Raw genomic sequence first — 21,099 nt, forward strand, 5'->3', positions numbered from 1 at the left:
TTTTTGCTGCTGAGCCTGCGTCTGAAACGCTACCCCTCGCTGTCGAATGGGGAGTGATAACAGGGCCTTCCATGCAAACGCTGTTGAACGAGATTCTCGACGAAGTGCGCCCCTTGATCGGCAAGGGCAAAGTGGCTGACTACATTCCTGCGCTGGCCGACGTGCCAGCGCAGCAATTGGGCATCGCAGTCTATGGCAACGATGGCAGTTATCACTGCGCGGGTGACGCCCGGGTGCCATTCTCGGTGCAGAGCATTTCCAAGGTATTCAGCCTGGTCCAGGCAATTGGCCATTCCGGTGAAGCCATTTGGGAGCGGCTTGGGCATGAGCCGTCAGGCCAGCCATTCAACTCGCTGGTGCAGCTGGAGTTCGAGCGCGGGCGCCCACGCAACCCCTTTATAAATGCTGGTGCGTTGGTCATCTGCGATATCAACCAATCGCGCTTCGCAGCCCCCACGTTGTCGATGCGCGATTTCGTGCGACGGCTCTCGGCCAACCCCCATATTGCGATCGATACCCGCGTCGCGGATTCGGAGTATCAATTCCGCGCGCGCAACGCGGCCATGGCTTACCTCATGCAGTCCTTTGGCAACTTCCATAACGACGTCGAGACGGTGTTACGCAGTTACTTCAGTTACTGCGCGCTGCAGATGAGCTGCCTCGATCTGGCCCGCGCCTTCTGCTTTTTGGCCAACGACGGGTTCTGCAAGCACAGCGGCGAGCAAATCCTGAGCCGACGCCAGACCCAGCAGGTGAACTCGATCATGGCCACCAGCGGGTTGTATGACGAAGCCGGGAACTTCGCCTACCGCGTGGGGTTGCCAGGCAAGAGTGGCGTGGGTGGCGGCATTGTTGCAATCGTGCCGGGCCAATTTACCGTATGCGTGTGGTCGCCTGAACTGAATGCCGCGGGCAACTCCTACGCGGGCATGGCGGCGCTCGAGTTGTTGAGTTCACGGATCGGGTGGTCGGTGTTCTGACGCATTACGTGGGAGCGGGCTTGCCCCGCGAACACCGGCGAAGGCGGTGCCATGCACCGCGTAGCCCCATTCGCGGGGCAAGCCCGCTCCCACACAACTACTCCTACAGAGCCTAGTGTGCGTGCGCCCAAGCACTGGGCCTGCGCGAAGACGCTCCCGGACGCTTCTTGATGTCTTAAATCATGACCATATGCGTCGTTTAAGACATATCAATATCTCTGCATCATGGCTCCACACCCAATCAACGGAGCTGGACCATGACTCAGGAATACAAAGGCACTGCCCTGATAACAGGCGCATCTTCCGGCATCGGCGCGATCTACGCCGAACGCCTGGCTCAACGTGGCTACGACCTGGTTCTGGTCGCCCGCAATCGTGATCGCCTCAATGCCCTCGCCAGCCGTATCACCAACGAGACCCAGCAGAGTGTGGAAGTCTTCCAGGCGGACCTGGCCAGCTCAGCGGACTTGGCCCGCGTCGAGCGCAAATTGCGCGAAGACGCCAGCATCAACCTGTTGGTTAATAACGCCGGCATCGGCACCCACACCAGCTTGATGGAAAGCGATGTCGAGCGCATGGCCGAGATGATCACGCTCAACGTCACCGCACTGACAAGGCTCACCTACGCCGCTGCTCCGGGCTTCGTCGCTCGCAAACAGGGCGCAGTCATCAATATTTCCTCCATCGTCAGCCTGGCCCCCGAATTACTGAATGGTGTGTACGGCGCAAGCAAAGCCTACGTAACGGCCTTCACTCAGTCGCTGCACAAAGAACTGGCAGAACATGGCGTCAGGGTTCAAGCGGTGCTGCCAGGCGCCACAGCGACCGACTTCTGGGAGATCGGGGGGCTGCCTGTCGAAAACCTTGATCCCAACATCGTGATGTCAGCCAGCGACCTGGTGGATGGTGCCCTTCAAGATTTCGATAACAGCGTCCTGATCTCCATCCCTTCCATGCACGACCTGCAGCATTTCGAACGCTACGAAAGCAGCCGCAAGGCGCTGTTCGGGCATCTTTCCAACAACACACTCGCACCGCGTTACGGCGTTTGATCGATTGCGCGGGCGTAAAATACTTCGTCACCCGAGGGTCTGTAGTGCCGCTTCGGCACGCACGTCAGTCGGTACTCGAGTAAGCTTGAAGCAGATGCGGGGCCCCCTGCCCCGCTATTCGAACCTAGGCGCCTGCAGATCATCGATTCGTATGATTTCCTTCACTTTGACACGTCATTTATTCAACGATGCTGCGTTTCACGCACAAACTCGATCAGCGCCTTTAGCGCTGGCGGTACGTGACGCCGGCTTGAGTAGTAGATGAAAAACCTGCTTGGCAAGGCTCTCCAGTCTTCCAGCACTTCCTCCAATTGCCCCCGAGCCAAGTATTCCTTTGCCATCTCCTCATACACGTACGCGATCCCGGCGCCGTCTTTCGCCGCTTGAATCATCATGGTGTCATCTTCCAGTATCAACGGCCCTGCCACGGCCAGGCGCATAGGCTGCCCCTCGGCAAGATATTCCCACTTGTACAGTTTGCCGCTGGGAAAGCGTCGGCCAATGCAGGCATGCTCAAGTAGCCTTTGCGGTGTGTCCGGTGTCCCGTGCCTGCTGAGGTAACTGGGGGCAGCAACGGTGACAAACCCCTGGGGTGGGCCCACCGGGACGGCGATCATGTCACCCGCCAGGCTCTCGCCGAAGCGCACGCCGGCATCGAACCCTTTGCCGACGATGTCGCTCAACCCATCATCGGCTACCAGCTCTACGTTGATGCGTGGGTAGGCTGCCGTGAATCGCGCCAGCAGTGGCGCAATAACAAGACGGGCAGCGGGCCGCGATACGTTCAATCGCAGCGTGCCGGTGGGGACTTCCTGCTTGAAGGTCAATTCATGCAACGCGTTGGCGACCTCCGTCAAGGCAGGGACCAACGTGGCGAGCAGTTGATTACCCGCTTCGGTAGGCGTGACGCTGCGCGTGGTGCGATTAAGGAGCCTGACCCCCAGCTTGCTTTCCAAGGCACGCATGGCGTGGCTGAGAGCTGAAGCAGATACCCCTCGCTCGTCGGCGGCTTTGCGAAAGCTGTGATGGCGAGCTACGGCGGCGAAGGCGTCGAGTTCGGAAAGGTCGCAAGGGGATTTCATGAATACAGCTCAGCAGTTCAAACACGATTAGCTATCTTATCGTCGGCAACCTCTCAATGAATACTCTGCGCCTCAATCGACGAGAGGTTTGCATGCAAAAGAATCGACTAGGTACATCCGAGTTGTTGATTTCGCCAATTGGAATGGGCACGTGGGCCATTGCAGGACAAGGATGGGCGTTCAGCTGGGGGGCGCAAGATGATGGCGATAGCCTGGCAGCATTGGAGTATGCAGTAGAACGCGGCGTGAACTGGATCGACACAGCAGCGGTATATGGGCTCGGTCATGCCGAGATATTGACTGGGCAATTGCTGCGTCAGGTGCCAGCTTCGCGTCGCCCGCTAGTATTCACCAAAGGTAGCCTGGTGTGGGACCGCACAACCCGTGAGATCTCTCATTCGCTCGCCCCCCAGTCATTGATGAAAGAAATCGAAGATAGCCTGCGTCGCTTACAGGTGAGTGTCATCGATCTCTATCAGATTCACTGGCCAGCGTTCCCGGCAGATGGAAACAGCGAAGGCATCGAGGAGGCTTTGGCGACCTTGGCCCAAGCCAAGGCTCAAGGCAAGATAAGGGCGATTGGTGTATCAAACTTCGATGTTTCCCAGCTTGAGCGAGCCCGTTCCGTAACCGATATCGCCTCCCTTCAACCGCCGTATTCAGCTTTGATGCGTGATGTCGAAGACCAGATCCTGCCGTATTGTGCAACAGCGCAGGTGGGCGTGATTGCCTACTCGACGTTGCAATCTGGTTTACTGACGGGAAGCATGACCCGTGAGCGGATTGCACAGCTGCCCGACGATGATTGGCGAAAATCGCGGAGCGCCGACTTCCAGGAACCTCGCCTGAGCAAAAACCTCGCGTTGGTAGAAGTCATGGCAAATATCGGTGCCAGGCATGGGGTCAAAGCGGCGGCCGTAGCCATCGCTTGGGTATTGCGTCACCGGGCAGTTTCCGGCGCTATCGTAGGCGCACGCCGCCCCGACCAGGTGAATGGATTGATAGACGCCTGCAGAATTCGTCTTAGCCACGCCGAAATAGAAGAGATACGCCCCTATTTACCTGAAGGTATGGGCACGAATGTACCCAGCAGTGGGGCTTGAGCATCGGATGCCCATTACGCTTCTCCGGTCAGTAAAACTCAATCAATTGGGATGCAATTTTTGCCTCCGGCATCATCTGCTGAAGTCCGCTGCTCAGCTCATCCCCAGCAGCCCTGAGGGCCTCTATGGGCATTTCAGGAAGGCTCTCCAGAATGAACCACATCCGCTTCGTGTTCGAATCAAGCCGGGTGCGGGTGCCCTGACGCCAGTTCCAGCGTCGGCAAGTCACACCGTGATCATCGCGCCAAATGACTTCGCCTTTTTCTGGCGACTCGTTTGCCGCACTGCCATCTTTGGTTGTGTCAAACAGCTCAGTGCCATCGGCGATGGTTAAACGTGGGCCACCTATGTAGGCATCAAAATTTTCTCCGCCAACGGGGACGGCGTACTTGATGCTGATTGCGTTGTACAAATCGACAATGGGATCGATGCTGGGAAGGCTCCCGTCTCGCAGAACTCGCTTGCGCAATGCTTCGGCTGAGCACGGGGTGCGCTGTGGTTTGGCGCCGAACAGCCTGAATGCATTGGCCCATGCAGCCAAGTGGCTCTTAGCCCAAACCGGGGTGTCAGCGACCAACGACTCACAAGCCTTTTCAAGCGCGTCTGTGGAAACCTGCGGGTGTTCGATCTGCGAAGCTTCCACGCTGATACTCAGCGCTCGGAAACCTGGTGCAATCTCAGCGAGTTGGGGGTCAAGAACAGGAGCGACAAATGACATGCTGGCCTCCACGGCTACTAACGCTGAAGGTTTCTCATGGTGTAGCTGCCCCATGCCGAGCACAGGGTATGGAGGGTGTGGACGAGCGATTTCAGTGTGCATGCCAATGTAGCTGTCTCCGCTGTGAAGGTGATCAATGCAGGGAGTTTTAAACCTTCCCCGTCATTAGATCTAATGATTTACCATCATGGCGCATAAGATCTTCTTATTAGCCTAATCAACATCTGTAACCGGGGCCGCTTCGCGGCCCATCGCCGGCAAGCGCGGCTCCCACAGGTACAGCGCATGCCTGAAGGCTGGTGATATTCCGGTGGGAGCCGGCTTGCCGGCGATGAGGCCTGCACTGACAGCAGAGCGTTGGATCAGTGTACGCCTTGGGTCGATTGCGGCCAGTCATGACCGTCTGCTTACGACCCATTGCGGTCGTTCACGAGCGACGTGGGCTGCAGTTTCCGTTTCCCGGGCTGACAGTTCAGTTTGCGGCGTTGTTCAGCTGCTGAAGTTCAAGTTGCTTGGCAGCACTGGCCTCAAAGTTTGCACGCTCTGCATCCAGGTACCGATAAATGCTTTGGAGGTTGGCGATCTTCTGCTTGATCTCTGCCATCTTTTTTTCAATGAGTCTGGCGCCGTCAGCACAGTCAATCAGCTGGTTCCGCTGCGCATCCAGAATCTCGCCAATTTCCCCAAGGGAAAACCCCATGCTTTGCGCGCGCTGGATAAAGTCCAGATCGTGCAGCGTTTGCTCGGTGTAAACGCGATAGTTGTTGGTTTGCCGCAGCGGTGAGATCAGGCCAAGTTGCTCGTAGTAACGCAGCGTATGGCGGCTAGCGCCGCTGCGCGCCTCAAGTTCGCCGATTTTCATGACAATACCGCTTGACCCTAGAGTTGGGTCGATAGTTTACGCTGTGTTTCTCACCTTAAACAAGGAACAGGGAAATGAGCGTGGAGTGCTTTGTCACAGGCGGGACTGGCTTTGTTGGCCAACATTTGGTGGCGAACTTGAGTGCAAAAGGTCACACCATCAGGGTGTTGATGCGTCGCCCAGAGCAATTGGCTGCACTGCGCGAGCACGTCGCTAATTTGGGCGGGTGCGCCAGCCGGGTGTTTGCCGTAGCGGGCGATTTGGAACGGGACAACCTCGGGCTGAGTCCTGCTGACCGGGAGGTGCTAAGGCACGCCAGCGTCATATTCCATCTAGGCGCCCACTTCGCATGGGGGCTGTCAGTGGAGCATTCCCGTGCGGTAAATGTGGAAGGGGCAAAGCGCGTGGCGCTTCTGGCGGCAGAGCAAAAAAGCCGTTTAGTCATGATCGGCGGCTTCATGCTGAAAAATCATAAACACCTGCAACGCATCGGAATTGATCCTCGTAGTCCGGAGTTGACGAACTGGTCTGCCGTCTATCGACGTGTGGGTGGTTACGAGGGCAGCAAGCTGGAGGCGCATTTTGCGACCCTGGCGCTCATGTCTGCCAAGGGTGGGGAGATTACCGTTGTCCACCCTGCGACGGTCTGTGGCCACAGCAGCACGGGGCATATTCTTGAGGGGCAGCCACTGGTGGCGCTGATACGCAACCTTGTGCAGGGAAAGCTCACTGCTGTACCCGGTACCGCCAAGCACTGGCTGCCACTGGTCACCGTCGATTATCTGGCTGAGCTGGTGGCAGTTTGTGCGTTTGACCCTGCCATGGTAGGCCAGGAATTGCTGGCACTTGATGACCACACCCCAAACTTGCGAGAACTCCTGATGCAGGTTGCACAACCGTTGGGCTTAAAGTCTCCCAAGCATCACATTCCCCTCCGATTGTTGAAGCTGCTATTGGCTATTCCCCCCGTCGCGTCGTTCTTGCACACAAAACCCGAAGCCTTGGACTTTATCCAGACCACGCGTTTTGATACAACGGCGGTCGAGCAATTTGCAAAACGGCATAAAATTGCCAAACCGGATATCCGTCAGTCATTGCAGCACACGGCAGCGTTCGTCAATTCCTATTGCATCGCCAAAGGCTAGGCACCTGACTTCTCCTCCTCAACATTTATGCCGTCGATACTGGCGGAATTCTATCGAACGACAACTCAGCGACAGGGATCGCCAGCCATGCAATCAACTTTCGGCAAAGGCGTCATATTTGCACTTTCCGCTGCAGCACTGAACGCAACAATCGGTGTACTCAGCAAAGTACTCATGAGTAATGGCTTCACCGCCAGCAGTGTCGCTGTGATCAAGACCGTACTGGGGTGCATGCTTCTTTCGATCTTACTGTTTTTCCTCAAGCGCCCTGCGGTGTCGACCCAATGGGTTCAGGCTGCTATCTGTGCATTCCTTGGCATCTTTGTGCTGTTCCATTTCGAAACGTCCGCCTATAGACACTACGCTGCGGCAGGTGTGGTAGTAGTGCTGATGGCCAGTGCCTCAATTTCGTCGATCATCCTAGGGCGCATTTTTCTCAAGGATGCCATCACTGCGAACGCTACCCTAGGCGCCGCATTGGCTATCGCTGGGATTTCGGTGATCTTCGGTGGCGACCTGCAGCAGGGCTTTAGCCTGCAAGGTGCTGCGCTCGCCTCCATTGCCGGCTCCGGCTATGGGGCTTTTTCGGTTGCCATGAAGCGTATGGGAGTATCGGGAGGGCTGCACTTCACCCGTCAGTTGTTGTTCTTTGGCAGCCTGTATCTGCTGATGCCAGCTGCCGCCGATGGTTTCGCGATCGGCGAATTGTCGCCGCTGGCGATCGCGGCGCTGCTGGCGCTGGCCACACTGCCGACAATCCTCGGCTTCTTCTGCACCACCAAAGCCATCGAGTACCTGAAGCCATCCCAAGTGCAGGCACTGGAGCTGACGGAGCCACTGTTCGCCGCGCTGCTGGCATTTGTAGCGCTTAACGAAGTGCCGCCCCACAGCCTGTACGCGGGAGCGGCACTGATCATCGTCGGCCTGTGCTTCTCCAATGAACTGATTCGCTTGGGCGGTAAAGCATCCGCCCCTTCCACTTAGTAAACGATTTCGGGCTGCTGATCACGTTAGTGGCGCGAGTGTCTTGAACCGACCGTTTCTGGCCGGTTCCTGCCCTTCGTTGCTCATTAAAATTGATCCTGTCTTAGGGCGCGATCCAACCCGCCTGCCAATGCTCGCCTTGCAAAATGAAGCGTGCCCGTTGGTGGATATCCTGGGTAAGATCAAGCCACTCTATTTGTCGTAGGTGGACAGCCAGTACAGCGAAATTTTTGAAACCCTCCCTGTGCGTTTCATAGGCTACAGAAGGTGAAGAAATCGACTCGCCGGGTATGCGCCCATGGCGAAAGAGCGCTTGAGTTCTTCCCCGTGCCTGCTCCCAGTGCTTGGCAAGCAGCGACACATCAGACACAGGTTCACCTAGGCCCTCAAGCCGAAGCTGACGCTTGCCAGACGGGTCGACGGCGGTAATACCGACTCTAGGTTCGGCCAGTATCTCTGCGAGCTTCGCCGACCGCTTGTCCACATAAAAGATGATCGACTTCGTAGACTCATCCGCATGGCGCAAGACAACGGTGCTTACCTTAGGTTGCCCTTCAGCATTGACCGTGGCCAGTTGCATCAAGCGAAAGGGATTTGGACTACCGCCAACCGGTATAGCTAAATTTGACCATACCTCAGCCAATATCAGATCAAGCATGGCAATCGCCCAAAATGAAAAAGGGCCGCGTACTGCGTGCGGCCCGGAGGCACTCAGACGCTGCGTGTAACGCCGCCATCGACCTTGATATTCTGGCCAGTAATGTAGGCTGCCCCTTCGCTCGCCAGGAAGGCGACAGTGGCGGCAATCTCCTCACTGGTGCCATAGCGTTTAAGCGGCACACCTTCTCGACGCTGTTCGGTAGCAGGGAGACTGTCGATCCAACCAGGCAGCACGTTATTAATGCGAATGTTGTCAGCGGCGTACTTGTCCGCATAGATTTTGCTGAACGACGCCAAACCGGCACGGAACACTGCCGAGGTAGGGAAGAGTTCGCTTGGTTCGAACGCCCATGCAGTAGAAATGTTGATGATTGCACCGCCTTTCTGGCGCTGCATGTACGGGGTCACCAGCCGCGCCGGGCGAATGACGTTGAGCAGGTAGGTCTCCATACCCTGGTGCCAGTCTTCGTCGCTGATTTCAAGAATGGGTGCCCGCGGACCATGGCCGGCGCTGTTAACCAACACATCGATACGGCCCCATTTCTGAATGACTGCGTCGACTAGGCGCTGCAGGTCTTCATTTGACTGGTTACTGCCGGTTACACCAATACCGCCTAGCTCTTGCGCCAGGGCCTCGCCTTTGCCAGACGAAGAGAGAATACCGACCTTGAAGCCGTCGGCAGCCAATCTACGTGCTGCCGCCGCTCCCATGCCGCTACCACCGGCAGTGACTATTGCTACTTTTTCTACTGACATACATCCCCCTAAGTGAGGCGTTGACGGGTTGTTGGTGAAATGAGACTAGCACCGCTCAGCACGTCTCAGAGAGACAACAACCCTTCTTCCTGCCAGTAGATAATCTATAGCCTCGCCTGTTCAAGTAGCCACGTTCGGACGGTTTCCAGGGCCGCCGGCTGGTGAGCGTTTCGCGGCCAGACCAGATAATAGGCTTGGTCCAAGCTCATTTGATGCGCCATCGCCAGCGCTAACCTTCCTGCCTCTAGGTCTGCTTTGACGAAGTGGTAGCTGGCCAATGCCAGCCCTTGTCCTGCTGCTGCAGCCTCGATCGCAAGTACTGTCTGGTTGAACCGCACATTTTTAGAGGGTTGGCGGATGGGGCTCTGGAAGGCCTGATCTATGAACTCAGGCCAGAAACTGTGAGCGTCATGCAGCAAGGTGTATGCCTGCAGTTTTTCCACGCTCTCTGGCCGACCCAGTTGTTCAAGCAATACCGGGCTAGCCACCGCAACTATACGTTCAGTCAGAAAAAGCTCGGCATTGAGCATATTCTCGAAAGGTGCACGTCCGTAGCGGACAGCGATGTCAGCTCCACCAGGCCGAAATTGCGAAATGCGGTCAGTGGCAAGTACTTGCAGATCGATCTGTGGGTGCGCAACTGAGAACGAGGACAGCCGAGGGATTAGCCACTTCGCCGCAAAAGTAGGCGTGACGCTGACCGTCAGCTCCAGCCCCACTGGTTTGAGGGCTTGCGTGGCCGTAGTGATCAAGGCGAATGCCTCACGAACTGCCAAGCTGTAGCCCTTCCCGGGTTCAGTCAAGCGCAGCCCTCTAGGCAACCGCTCAAACAACTTCAACTCCAGGCTCGTCTCAAGCCCTCGTATCTGCTGTGCCACAGCGGCCTGAGTGACACCTAGCTCGTCGGCAGCCAGCCGAAAATTCAGATGACGGGCAACCACCTCGAATACCCTGAGCGAGTTAAGGGGAGGCAACAAGGTATGTCCGTTCATAGTATTTTTTCTAATGGCAAGCGAGGGATTTAATGCCGCTTTGGGAGGATGATAGGCGCTGCCTACAACGCCCACGGACTACATCTAGTCCTCTTTCGTCCACTCCAACGTGCCAGGGAACCTCGCTACGAAGCGCGTGCCGGCCTCAGGCGTAGAGGTTACTGATAACGTCCCGTTGTGACCCGTTACGATCTGGGATGCGATATACAAACCGAGCCCCAGCCCCTCCCCGCGGCCACCGGCTGCCGACCTTTTGAACGGCTGGAACAGTAGCGGTAACAAAACGTCGGGGATTTCTGGGCCATGGTTCATCACTGACAGCACTATATGATTTTCTTGCATGCTTGCGGTCACCTCTATCGGAAGATCACGCGCCCCATGAGCCACTGCATTGCCCAAGAGGTTTGAAAGCAACTGCCCCATTCTCCCAGCATCACAGAAGACCCCAGGTGAAATGATCACCTCTTGACGGATGTTGACGTTGGGATGAATCGTCATGATTTCATTGATGACGGCACTAAAAACGTCACCCAGGTTGTCCACTAACGTCCGTTTGACCGGAATGCCTCCCCCCAGCTTTCCTCGAGAAAAATCCAGGACATCTTCAATCAAGTTATTCATCCGCTGCGAGCTTTGTCGTATTGCAGTGGCAAGCTGCTGCTCGCGACCGGCGGGAAGCTTAGCCTCCAGTAGATCGGCGCTCATTCTGATAGCGCACAGTGGCGAACGGAGGTCATGCCCCAGTACGGCAATGAACTGCTCCCGGACATTGCCGGTCTCAGCTGCATTGGCCAGTTCAATCGTTTTGGTCTCAAGGTCCGCCAAAACGTCGAGTTGAACAGCTATTAACTGGGCGAACAGCGTTAGCGTTTTGCACACCGCCTCTTCATCAAAATGGGCCGGAACCTCATCGATAGCACAGAGCGTTCCGAAGAAGTCTCCGTTTGTCCTGGTGATAGGAATGGAGACGTAGCTTTCTAAGCCGTATGTCTGAGGGGTGTGGTGGGTTGAGTACACCGGATGCTCACTGGCATTCCTGAATATAACGGGTTTGCGGTGCTGACGAATTTCGTGGCAAATCGTCGTTTCCAGCACCAACTCACCGCCAGGTATGAGCCCAAAATCAATAGAATCATCGACAGCGCAAGCCACCCATTTTGTCTCGGTGACACGCGCAATTGCCGCAAAGCGCATGCCGGTAACATGCTTCACCATATTGAGAATAAGCGGGACGGCCTCGATCTTGGCAATCGTACTGATGTCGTGTGAAAGGTCAGACGGATAAGGCATCAAGATCGCCGATTGGGTGAATGGCAAATTGGAATTAAAGCGTAAGCCCCTGCGTTTGACAATGAGCCGGGAAAAGCGTCGGGGCCAAAAGTGGACGAATCATCAAACCGGCAGGATGCGCGTCCAGTAACGGGTAAGTTGCTGGATTCGGATGGGTAACGAGCGGGCAATCGTGTTCAATGTCAGCTCGATATTACCAAGCGAATACGAGCCCGACACCCGCAAATGGCTGACCTCGGGCGCACAGCCAAGATAGCCGGGGCAATAGCGCTGCAACTCATTGATCAGTAGGTCCAGCCTCCAGCCTTCCACTACCAGCCGCCCCTGGGCCCAGGCCTCTTCGGCTGTTTTCAACGCCTGCGTGCCCAACAGTCGCTGACGATCAAACGTCACCGATTTCCCTTCCTCGATCACGACCTCATCGGTGGCCTGCTCAGGGCGTACCGCAACGGCATGCTGGTAGACGCTAAGACGCGTCAGCCCGTCTAACTGGCGCACGGCGAAACGAGTGCCCAATGCGCGCAGCTCCCCCTGGGCACTGCGCACCAGGAACGGACGGGAGTCCTTGCCGGTGGTTACGTGGATCTCACCGGCCCGAAGGATCAGCAAGCGCGTGCTGGCATTGAACATTACATCCAGCGCGGTATCGGTATCCAACACCAGCAAGGTGCCGTCAGCAAGCGCCTCTTGGCGCTGTTCTCCGGTGCGGGTTTTGAGATCGGCCATCCATTTTGGCGCAACGTCATAGCCTTGCCATGCCAATGAACTCGCGCCGGCGCCGAGCAACAGCCCTTTGAGAAGGGTGCGGCGATTCGGCCCGCTCTCGCGTAACGTGGACTTTTCCATGACCGCCCAGGCCAACTGCTGCGGCATGCTGCCAAGGCGCGCCTGCAATTCGGTCAACTGCTGCCATGCCCACTCATGCTCCGCACTTCGGCAGTGCCAGCGTTGCCACTGTGCGCGCAGCGCCGGGTCGTCAGGGTTCGCGGACAGGTGCGCGAACCACTGCGCAGCGTGGCGAAGCGCTTGGCGCTGGGCGTCCTTGGTCACCAGGGATTGTCCAAGAGATACAAGAGGCAGCGTTCGGTGGCTCGGGCCATATATTTGGTCACTGAGCTGGCGGACACCTGTAATTGTTCCGCGATCTGAGGGTAGGTCAGCCCTTGCACTTGCGACATCAGGAACGCCGTTTTCGCCTTCACGCCCAGGCCGTCAAGCATGCGATCCAGCTCCAGCAGTGTCTGGAGCAAGGACAGCTGTTCCTCGGCAGAAATCTCGAACGACTCAGGCTGCGCGGCGAGCACTTCGAGGTAGGCACGCTCCACCGACTGACGGCGAAAACTGTCGATCATTACCCGCTTGGCGATAGTTACCAGAAAATGCCGTGGCTCATTGAGCGTGGCCGCCAGGGGTTCACGGCGCTCGGCGAGCAGCACGCGAAGAAAGGTGTCCTGGGCGAAGTCTGCCGCCGCCTGCGAACACCCGGTACGCTTGCGCAGCCAGCTGATAAGCCAGGGTTGATGGTCGTTGTAGAGCGTCGCGATAGGGTTGCCAGACGGCATGTCGAAGCCAAGCAGAGAATAAGAATTAATCTCAATATAGTGAAATGGTGGCCTGAGGGCAATCGACTTTTGGGCCAAAAAACAGGCAAAAAAAAATTTCAAAACGCGTTGTCACTTTACGCTCGGCAGCGCGACTCCTTTTGCAGACACCTCATAAAATGCCAACAATCGCATCAGGAGAAAGCATGCAGCATCCCCTTCCAGGCTTCTGCACCGCCACGTTGAACACCCCAAGCGCGCTATGCCTTGCCCTAATGGGTGCATCGTTGTTGATGGCCACTCCAGCAATTACCCGTGCGGCTGAAAGCCAGGTAACAGCCCGTACCCTGCACCAGCAGGAATTTGTTATCGAAGCCGGGTCTCTTGCCACTGTGCTGAACAGCTTTGCCACCAGAGCAGGCGTTGTCTTGTCGTTCGACAACGGCCTGACCGAAGGCAAGCAGAGCCGAGGCATCAACGGACGCTACAGTATCGATCAGGGCTTTTCTGTGTTGCTGAGCGGGTCTGGATTGCAGGCAGTTGCCGGTGGGGATAACAGCTATGTGGTACTGCCGGCTGCACCGTCGGGCTCATTGCAACTGGGCGTGACCAACGTGACGGGCTCGGGGCTGGGCGCCATCACCGAGGGGTCGAGGTCCTACACGACAGGTAGCACCAACACAGCGACGCGGATGAACCTCTCGCTGCGCGAAACGCCGCAGTCGGTCAGCGTCGTCACGCGTCAGCAAATGGACGATCAAAACATGCAATCCCTGGAAGACGTTGCCAGGGCTGCGACGGGAATCAACACCACCAAGGATTTCGGTACCGAACGCTCACGCTATTTCTCCCGCGGTTTCCAGGTCAACGACCTGCAATACGACGGCGTACCGACCAGCATTTCCGAAAGCTACTCGATGGACGTGACCTCTGTTAACAACATGGCCATCTACGACCGGGTAGAGTTTGTTCGCGGTGCAAACGGCTTGATGCAGGGTGCGGGAAACCCCTCGGCGGCCATCAACCTGGTGCGCAAGCGGCCAACGGATACCTATAAGCTCAAAGCAGAAATCGGCGGCGGCTCCTGGGATAATTACCATAGTCAGATCGACGTAAGCGGGCCGTTGAACGAACAGGGCACGCTGCGTGGCAGGACCGTACTGTTATACAACGCCGGCAATAGTTTCGTAGACCGTGCCGACAAAGAGAACCAGCTGTTCTACGCCATTGGCGAAGCCGACGTGAGTGAAGATACGACCGTGACTCTCGGCACCGTCTTTCAAAAGGATTATCACGGCGGTTATGACTGGGGCGGCTTGCCCACTCAACTCGATGGCAGCTTCTATCCACTGTCGCGCTCGGCGTCCTTTGCGCCAAGCTGGGCCCACCTGAACAAAATCAATCGCACGGTATTCGCTGACATCAAGCATGCGTTCAACGATGACTGGAAACTCACCGTCAATACTAACCTGATGTGGTCGAATGCCGATTTCCTCGGGCTCTACGGCAACAATATGGGTAACGACCAGTTCCGCCTGTCCACCAACGACACAACATACGACGACGAACAAATCAGCCTTGATGCCGCGCTGAACGGCGCTTTCTACCTGCTCGGCCAGCGCCACGAACTGGTGTTTGGCGCCAACGCGCGCAAAGACCGGTTCATCAACGAGTCGCGTTACAACAACAACCCAAGCGTCGTCGATATTCTGGGTTTCGCCCCTTCACACGTGGTCGCGCCCACCTATAGCTACGAACGCATCCAGTACCGCAACGTACGCAAGGACAAAGGGCTTTATGCCGCCACCCGGTTGAACCCCAGCGACGACCTGCATGTGATAGTGGGCAGCCGTTTCAGCTGGGTTGACTACGCGTCTGCTGACTATGACGACCGTTTCAAGGAAAACGGAAAAGTCATTCCCTATGCGGGCGTCGTGTATGACCTGACTGACAATGCCTCGGTTTACGCCAGCTACACCGAGATTTATCAGGTTCAAAGCAACTACGACATCAACAACACACTGCTCAACCCTATCACCGGCAGCAACTATGAAATCGGCCTAAAGAACGAGTTCTACGACGGGCTGCTCAATACGTCGTTGGCGGTATTTCAGGTTGACCAAAGCCATTTACCTCAGGCGGTTGCTGGCGCAGACCGTATTTGCGGGCCAGGGCATAGCTCAACGTGCTACGAGGAAGGCGGCAAGGTGCGCAACCGAGGTTTTGAAGTAGAGGCTTCTGGCGAGATTCTCCCCGGTTGGAACGCCGTGCTCGGCTACACCTACAGCCACCCTGAATATGTCGGCGGAACCCGCAAAGGTACCGACTACGCCACCGAAACCTCCCCACGCCGATTAGTCAAACTGGCCACCAACTACCGTTTGCCCGGCGAGTTGGACAACTGGCGCGTAGGCGGCAGCCTCTATCATCAGAGCAAAGTCTACCTGGGCAGCGTAGAGCAAGGTGCATACAGCCTGGTCGATCTGAACGCCAATTACCAGATCAACAAGAACCTGAGCGCACAACTGAACCTGAACAACGTGTTTGACAAGCAATATTACTCTGCCGTCTATAACTCGAACCTGGGCAACTATTACGGTGAGCCGCGTAACTTCGCTGTTACGCTACGGTACGAAAACTGACGTGGCCTGGTCTCGCCGCAGGCATGTGATGTGCGGCGAGATTGCAGACCTGTACTGAACAGCAGTGGATGGCAGGTTTGGGTCGATAGCGGACGGTCGCGAGAGACCGCTTCCGACCCATTGCGGACGTCCGTCAGAGACTGCTTTCGGCTCATACCCGTCGTTCAGAAGGGGCCGCAAAGGCCTGAAACAGACTGTAGGCAATACTAGGGCGGTCTCTGAAGTACTGCGTTTGCATGTTGAGTCATAGGTCATCACGTTTTAGCGGCAGGTTTGAGTCGGAAGCTGACGCCCATACGGTTAAAAGCGTTCATTGCGGCAATGGCCGCTGTCAGGTCGACAAGGTCCTTTTCGGCAAACATTGCCGATGCTGCTGCGTAAGCTTCGTCGGATACATGTGTCTCGCTTACCCGCGTGACTTCTTCTGCCCAGGCCAATGCTGAGCGCTCCTGATCCGAGAACAAATAGTGCGCTTCATGCCATACTGGTACTAACAGCACTTTGTCCACTGAAATACCTGCTTTGATCAGATCGCGTGAGTGCAGATCGATGCAATGGGCGCAGCCGTTGATTTGAGACACCCTGAGAAACACGAGGTGAATCAACGGGGCTGGCAAATTTGTCGCGGTGGTCACGAAATGATGCAGCCCGCCAAGGGCCTTGGCTGCACCAGGCGAAGCTTCAAACCAATTGAGTCGACTCATGATTTCTTTTCCTGTCTTTGAGCAATGAAGAGGGTGACATGCGGATTGCCGCTTGACGGCACACCGCCCAGCTAATGTGCAAACCTATACGCTTGAATTCGATGATGTTCTTAAAGCGGGCTGCAGACTTGATCCACACCATGGCTATCCCTACCAAAGAACGTCTGCACCTCACCGTACCCTGTTTCCCTCCCAGTATTCAGTGACTCCACACCCTTGGCGGTACCTTCAACGGTGAAGTAGTACACGTGATTGAGACCGATGGTGGCGAGGACGGCGGACAGGTAGGGGCGCAGAAAGTCGGGTTGACGGGCATGCTGGCCGCTGATGTAGCCCCCGCAAGCTATTGCGACGTAAACCGGACGATCCGTCAGCGATCCGACTTTGCCTTTGGCGGTGCCCAGAAACGTTTTGCCCACGCGTACCACCTGGTCGATCCACATCTTGAGTGGGGCGGGCACGCTGTAGTTGTGCATCGGCGTGGCAATCAGCAGTACGTCGCATGTCTGCAGTTGGTCGATCAACTCGTCGGAACGGCTCAACGTACCCTCCTGACCGCTTGCTATGACTACGCGCTGATTGGCTAACGCCTGGGCGTAAGGCGCATCGACTGGGGCCAAGGAGTTGAGGTCTAAATCGGTCAACTGGATACCCCTTCTGCCGGCCTGACTGGCCAAGGCAAACAGGATCTGCTGGGACAGTTTCAGACTTTCCGAATCCTCTGCATTGGGGCTGGCGACCAGGCGAAGAATGCGCAAAGGAGCAAGTGGCTGTTGGGACGATGTCATGAGGTTTGCCTCCTTGGATGTGCATGCGGGTTATGGCGTATCGAACTGTTTTTGAAAGCGCAGTGCACCCGTCAACAGGCCTTCACGGAAGTAGAAACGTTGCGCGCGGGCGTTGGCCAAACCCGTGTCGAGTACCAGGCGTGCACAACCGCTGGCGCGGGCCAGTCGTTCCAAGGCTTGCAATAAGCGCGACCCCCACTGGCCACACCGCTGAGCCTCGGCGGTTACAAGGTCATCGACATACAGGAATGCGCCGTAGACCAGGTTTTCCTGTAAGCGGTAACCAGCCAGTGCCACAAGAACGCCTAAGTCATAAGCACCAATCAGGCGATAGCCTTCAACGCGCATACGCTCGATGCGGCTGACGAAGTCAGCTTCGCTCGTCAGATGAGGGCGCAATTGCTGCATTACCGGGAATGCGCTGCAGAGGTCATGGGTGCTGTCCAGGGGGCGCAGGGACGTGTCGGCCAGGTCGAGCACGCTGGGTATGAAGTTGTGCAAAGGGGATGTCATGGGAGTTGCCCTCATGAGTAGGTGATGGCGCTATATTGGACTACCATTGACCCACTTGATTGAGCCAAGAAATGGGATATGAACTAGGCCATGATGACCTCCCCCAAGCCGCCTTTTGCTCCCTTGGAAGAGCAGTCTGCCTTGCCTCTGTATCGTCAACTGTACGACCGCGTACTGGCCGCCGTTGCCGCAGGCACGTTGTCCCCCGGTGACCGCTTGCCGTCGGCGCGCGCCATGGCCAAGGAGCTGGGGGTGGCCCGTGGCACCGTCGAATTGGCCTATTCGCTGCTGGCCAGCGAGGGTTACCTCCTGGCGCTCGGGCAGAAAGGCACCGTAATCAATCCTGAACTGCAGAAGCCCTTGTCGGAGGCCACCGCATTACCAGTCAGCAGCCAAGTGATCGAAGACGCACCTGATTCGCTCTGGCGTCCACCGCAGCTGTTGCCGTTCCAGATGGGGGTACCGGCGCTGGATGCATTTCCGCGCAAGATATGGGCGCGTCTCGGTGCTCGATATCTCCGTGGGATGCGTCTTGGAGATCTGGACTATCCGGCACCTCACGGCCTGGCAGCGTTGCGCAGCGCCATTGCTTCGTATCTGCAGGTGTCCCGAGGTATCGATTGCGGTGCCCATCAGGTGTTTATCACCAGCGGTTGGCGCAATAGCCTGTCTTTAGTCGCACATACCCTGTTGCAGCCAGGCGAGTGCGCCTGGGTGGAAGACCCGGGCTATCCCACTACGCGCCAGGTGCTTCGCCAGTTCGGCCTGGACCTGGAAGCGGTGCCGGTTGATGCCGAAGGCATGAACGTAGAACACGCCATCGCGGGTTCTCGGACTGCTCAGGTCGTCATGGTGACACCAGGGCATCAGAGCCCGCTGTCGATGGCACTGTCGCTGCCACGCCGGCAACTGCTACTCGATTGGGCTGCCCGCACCGGTGGCTGGATTGTCGAGGACGATTACGACGGCGAGTACCGCTACGTCAGCCGTCCACTTCCAGCGCTGGCCAGCTTGGATCGCCATGGGCGCGTGCTGTATGCCGGCACCTTCAGCAAGGTGCTGTTTCCCGGTATTCGCCTGGCTTATCTGGTGGTGCCGCAGGCGCAGGTGGCAGCGTTCGAGCGCGTCGGCCGGGCCTTGTTTGCTGCCGGGTCACCGTCAATTACCCAGGCTTTGGTGGCGGAGTTCGTTGCCGAGGGACACTTCGCTCGGCATATCCAACGCATGCGCCGCCTCTACAACGAGCGACGGGCATTGACCATCGAAGCACTGGACCGGAGTTTGCCGAAGGGTCTGCAGGTGGAACGCTCGCCAGGCGGCATGCACTTAGTACTGCGTTTGCCGGAGGACGTAAGCGACACCGCCCTGGCCGAGCAGGTGCTGGCCAGGGGTATGTCGGTACAAGCGTTGTCGCGCTGGGCTGCGTCATCGCAGCGTCAGTCAGGTCTGCTCCTGAGTTTTACCAACTGCGCCACGACGGCTCCAGGCGAGCAGCTTGGCGCGTTGATCAGCAAGTTACTCAGTTGAGGTTGGCCTTGTTCAGGCCGAACAGCTCATCGGACGAGCCGGGGATCGCCTGGAAGGCCACATTGAGGCGATTCCAGCCATTGATGGCGACGATTAGGAACGACAAATCCGACAGCTCCTGCTCGGAAAACTGCTCAAGCGCACTCGCATACAGGCTGTTGGAGATACCATGAGGCGGCAGTTGGGTTAGGGCTTCAGTCCACTCCAGCGCCGCCCGCTCTACTGGCGAAAACAGCCCTGACTCACGCCATACGGCCACGTGGTGAAGACGCAGCTCGCGCTCGCCATGGATCTTGGCCTCTTTCACATGCATATCCACGCAGAACGCACAGCCGTTGAGCTGCGAAGCGCGCAACATGATCAGGTGGGCAAGATCGGCCAGTGGCGGTTTCTTGCTCAGTTGTAGGGTGAGTTCCACCAGTCTGTTGGACGCTTGGGGAGACAGCTTGAAGTAATCAAGGCGATTGTTCATGGGTAGTTGCTCGCAGTGGGTGGAGTTTGTTGGAGCCCACTGTAGCAACGCTTGGAATAGCCCCACAGGGCCAAGATGGTAGCTTCGAACTAGGCCATGTCTGTATCGAATACGCCATGAACACCCATCGAGCGGTATGGTCGAAGGGGCGCTATAGGCCGTTCATTGCCCTCCGCGAATGGCCGCAATGGGTCGGAAGCGGTCGCTCACGACTGACCGCTATCGTCCCATAGCTGCCGTTGGCGGAGGGCAGCTAACGGCCAAAAGCGGACGTAGGCAAAGTCCTTGGGGACTCTCAGGTATCGATGCCCCCCCCGCCTGTTGGCGAGCACCGAGCTCTACGACTAGCTACCAGGTAGCTGAGTCGGTGCGAAGCAGGTCTATTAACTCCCGCAGGCCTGGAGGCATTTGCCGGCGGCCTGGGTAGTAGATGTGGAATGCTGGTTCAATGGGCGCCCAGTCAGGCAGTACGACCTGGAGCTCTCCCCGCGAGATGTAATCTGCGATGCGCTCCTCCGGGCAGTATGTAATGCCTCGGTCCGATAGCGCCATCTGAATGCCAAACTCGGTTTCGTTCACACAAAGCTGGCCAGGCACCTCAATCACTCGGTGGTCGCCTTCCTTCTCGAAGTCCCAGCGATAGATGACGCCTTGGCCAGTCCGAATCTGAATGCAGTTATGGTTCTTCAGATCCTCCGGCACCACGATCCTCGCTGTCCTGTTGAGGTAGCGAGGCGATGCCGCGGCAACCCAGCGCAGCCGGTCACTGATGGGCACAGCAATAAAGTCTTCAGCGATCGTCCCACCATACCTGATACCCGCATCAAATCCGGCGGCCAGGATGTCCACCATCCGGTCATCTACTGCGACCTCGACTGATACATCCGGATAGGCCTCCAGGTACTTCGGCAGCCACCGATTGAAGAGCAGTCGAGCGCCGTCACTAAGGACGTTGATACGCAGGCGACCTGCAGGACGGTCGCGATGCCGATCTACTTCCGCCAGCGCCCCTCCAATCTCCTGAAAACCGACAGCCAGACGCTTCGCCAAGCTTGCGCCAGCGTCTGTCGGAGAAACTGTTCGGCTGGTTCTGTTGAGCAGCCTTACTCCCAGGCGAGTCTCCAGATTTCGAATGGAATGACTGAGCGCGGACGTGGTGATACCCAGTTCAACGGCCGCCTTGGAGAAGCTGCGATGACTCTCCACCGCAAGAAAGGAATTCAGATCGGCTAAGTCAGCTCGTGACAGCTTTGTGGTCGGGAGTACTGGCATCGGGGCGACCTTAGTG

21 protein-coding genes are annotated in these 21,099 nt (G+C 57.1%); 7 read left to right on the plus strand and 14 right to left on the minus strand.

Annotation, left to right across the window (positions count from 1 at the left end; translation table 11 throughout):
- The first annotated feature begins 71 nt into the window (after positions 1-71).
- Complete coding sequence (gene glsB / locus QOS90_RS08255) at positions 72-980, plus strand: glutaminase B (protein ID WP_085273189.1); 909 nt, start codon at positions 72-74, stop codon at positions 978-980.
- Between the two features lie 257 nt (positions 981-1,237).
- Positions 1,238-2,032 (plus strand): SDR family NAD(P)-dependent oxidoreductase, encoded by a 795-nt coding sequence (locus tag QOS90_RS08260; protein ID WP_085273188.1) that lies wholly within the window; start codon positions 1,238-1,240, stop codon positions 2,030-2,032.
- A gap of 182 nt (positions 2,033-2,214) precedes the next feature.
- On the opposite strand, the gene QOS90_RS08265 is transcribed toward QOS90_RS08260, so the two are convergent.
- Positions 2,215-3,114, minus strand: a complete 900-nt coding sequence (locus QOS90_RS08265) for a LysR family transcriptional regulator (protein WP_027596303.1) — start codon at positions 3,112-3,114, stop codon at positions 2,215-2,217.
- 92 nt (positions 3,115-3,206) lie between these two features.
- Between QOS90_RS08265 and QOS90_RS08270 the strand changes: the two genes are divergently transcribed.
- Positions 3,207-4,217 carry an aldo/keto reductase gene (locus QOS90_RS08270; protein ID WP_027596302.1) on the plus strand — a complete coding sequence of 337 codons (1,011 nt, stop codon included), beginning with the start codon at positions 3,207-3,209 and terminating at the stop codon, positions 4,215-4,217.
- Positions 4,218-4,245: 28 nt separating this feature from the next.
- On the opposite strand, the gene QOS90_RS08275 is transcribed toward QOS90_RS08270, so the two are convergent.
- Both QOS90_RS08275 and QOS90_RS08280 read right to left on the minus strand, forming a co-directional pair.
- Positions 4,246-4,935, minus strand: a complete 690-nt coding sequence (locus QOS90_RS08275; RefSeq protein ID WP_027596301.1) for a B3/B4 domain-containing protein — start codon at positions 4,933-4,935, stop codon at positions 4,246-4,248.
- Positions 4,936-5,407: 472 nt separating this feature from the next.
- The gene (locus QOS90_RS08280; protein ID WP_027596300.1) at positions 5,408-5,797 is read right to left on the minus strand and encodes a MerR family transcriptional regulator; all 390 of its coding nucleotides are present in this window, start codon (positions 5,795-5,797) and stop codon (positions 5,408-5,410) included.
- Positions 5,798-5,871: 74 nt separating this feature from the next.
- Here QOS90_RS08280 and QOS90_RS08285 point away from each other — a divergent pair, with 74 nt between their 5' ends.
- Both QOS90_RS08285 and QOS90_RS08290 read left to right on the plus strand, forming a co-directional pair.
- A complete protein-coding gene (locus tag QOS90_RS08285) occupies positions 5,872-6,942 on the plus strand; it encodes an SDR family oxidoreductase (RefSeq protein WP_085273187.1) in 1,071 nt (356 codons plus the stop codon).
- A gap of 87 nt (positions 6,943-7,029) precedes the next feature.
- On the plus strand, positions 7,030-7,926 hold the full coding sequence (locus QOS90_RS08290; RefSeq protein ID WP_085273186.1) for a DMT family transporter: 897 nt from the start codon (positions 7,030-7,032) through the stop codon (positions 7,924-7,926).
- A 103-nt stretch (positions 7,927-8,029) separates the two neighbouring features.
- Here the strand turns inward: QOS90_RS08290 and QOS90_RS08295 are convergent, their stop codons facing one another.
- The 6 genes from QOS90_RS08295 to QOS90_RS08320 form a co-directional block, all read right to left on the minus strand.
- Positions 8,030-8,584 (minus strand): pyridoxamine 5'-phosphate oxidase family protein, encoded by a 555-nt coding sequence (locus QOS90_RS08295; RefSeq protein ID WP_027596295.1) that lies wholly within the window; start codon positions 8,582-8,584, stop codon positions 8,030-8,032.
- A gap of 53 nt (positions 8,585-8,637) precedes the next feature.
- Positions 8,638-9,342 (minus strand): SDR family oxidoreductase, encoded by a 705-nt coding sequence (locus QOS90_RS08300; RefSeq protein WP_027596294.1) that lies wholly within the window; start codon positions 9,340-9,342, stop codon positions 8,638-8,640.
- A gap of 104 nt (positions 9,343-9,446) precedes the next feature.
- Positions 9,447-10,334: a LysR substrate-binding domain-containing protein gene (locus tag QOS90_RS08305; protein WP_085273185.1), complete on the minus strand. Its 888-nt coding sequence runs from the start codon at positions 10,332-10,334 to the stop codon at positions 9,447-9,449.
- A gap of 84 nt (positions 10,335-10,418) precedes the next feature.
- Positions 10,419-11,624, minus strand: coding sequence for a GAF domain-containing sensor histidine kinase (locus tag QOS90_RS08310; protein WP_085273184.1), 1,206 nt, complete (start codon positions 11,622-11,624; stop codon positions 10,419-10,421).
- A 102-nt stretch (positions 11,625-11,726) separates the two neighbouring features.
- Positions 11,727-12,674, minus strand: coding sequence for a FecR domain-containing protein (locus QOS90_RS08315; protein WP_085273183.1), 948 nt, complete (start codon positions 12,672-12,674; stop codon positions 11,727-11,729).
- Positions 12,671-13,186, minus strand: coding sequence for a sigma-70 family RNA polymerase sigma factor (locus QOS90_RS08320; RefSeq protein ID WP_027596290.1), 516 nt, complete (start codon positions 13,184-13,186; stop codon positions 12,671-12,673). Before QOS90_RS08320 ends, QOS90_RS08315 begins: the two co-directional genes overlap by 4 nt.
- Before the next feature lie 185 nt (positions 13,187-13,371).
- On the opposite strand from QOS90_RS08320, the gene QOS90_RS08325 reads away from it, so the two are divergent.
- The gene (locus tag QOS90_RS08325) at positions 13,372-15,807 is read left to right on the plus strand and encodes a TonB-dependent siderophore receptor (RefSeq protein ID WP_085273182.1); all 2,436 of its coding nucleotides are present in this window, start codon (positions 13,372-13,374) and stop codon (positions 15,805-15,807) included.
- Between the two features lie 254 nt (positions 15,808-16,061).
- On the opposite strand, the gene QOS90_RS08330 is transcribed toward QOS90_RS08325, so the two are convergent.
- The 3 genes from QOS90_RS08330 to QOS90_RS08340 all read right to left on the minus strand — a co-directional run bounded on the left by QOS90_RS08330 (position 16,062) and on the right by QOS90_RS08340 (position 17,812).
- Positions 16,062-16,511, minus strand: a complete 450-nt coding sequence (locus tag QOS90_RS08330; RefSeq protein WP_023532827.1) for a carboxymuconolactone decarboxylase family protein — start codon at positions 16,509-16,511, stop codon at positions 16,062-16,064.
- 110 nt (positions 16,512-16,621) lie between these two features.
- Positions 16,622-17,299 carry an FMN-dependent NADH-azoreductase gene (locus QOS90_RS08335; RefSeq protein WP_033694334.1) on the minus strand — a complete coding sequence of 226 codons (678 nt, stop codon included), beginning with the start codon at positions 17,297-17,299 and terminating at the stop codon, positions 16,622-16,624.
- 30 nt (positions 17,300-17,329) lie between these two features.
- Positions 17,330-17,812 carry a GNAT family N-acetyltransferase gene (locus QOS90_RS08340; RefSeq protein ID WP_085273181.1) on the minus strand — a complete coding sequence of 161 codons (483 nt, stop codon included), beginning with the start codon at positions 17,810-17,812 and terminating at the stop codon, positions 17,330-17,332.
- 90 nt (positions 17,813-17,902) lie between these two features.
- On the opposite strand from QOS90_RS08340, the gene pdxR reads away from it, so the two are divergent.
- Positions 17,903-19,339, plus strand: a complete 1,437-nt coding sequence (pdxR, locus tag QOS90_RS08345) for a MocR-like pyridoxine biosynthesis transcription factor PdxR (RefSeq protein ID WP_085273180.1) — start codon at positions 17,903-17,905, stop codon at positions 19,337-19,339.
- Here pdxR and QOS90_RS08350 read toward each other — a convergent pair.
- Together QOS90_RS08350 and QOS90_RS08355 are read right to left on the minus strand one after the other, a co-directional pair.
- On the minus strand, positions 19,332-19,811 hold the full coding sequence (locus tag QOS90_RS08350; RefSeq protein WP_027596286.1) for a carboxymuconolactone decarboxylase family protein: 480 nt from the start codon (positions 19,809-19,811) through the stop codon (positions 19,332-19,334). The two genes, pdxR and QOS90_RS08350, sit on opposite strands and share 8 nt — an antisense overlap.
- A gap of 348 nt (positions 19,812-20,159) precedes the next feature.
- Positions 20,160-21,083, minus strand: a complete 924-nt coding sequence (locus QOS90_RS08355) for a LysR family transcriptional regulator (RefSeq protein WP_027596285.1) — start codon at positions 21,081-21,083, stop codon at positions 20,160-20,162.
- Positions 21,084-21,099 lie beyond the last annotated feature (16 nt).

The organism is Pseudomonas sp. LAIL14HWK12:I10, assembly GCF_900184205.1.
GTDB classification, from domain to species: Bacteria; Pseudomonadota; Gammaproteobacteria; order Pseudomonadales; family Pseudomonadaceae; genus Aquipseudomonas; species Aquipseudomonas kermanshahensis.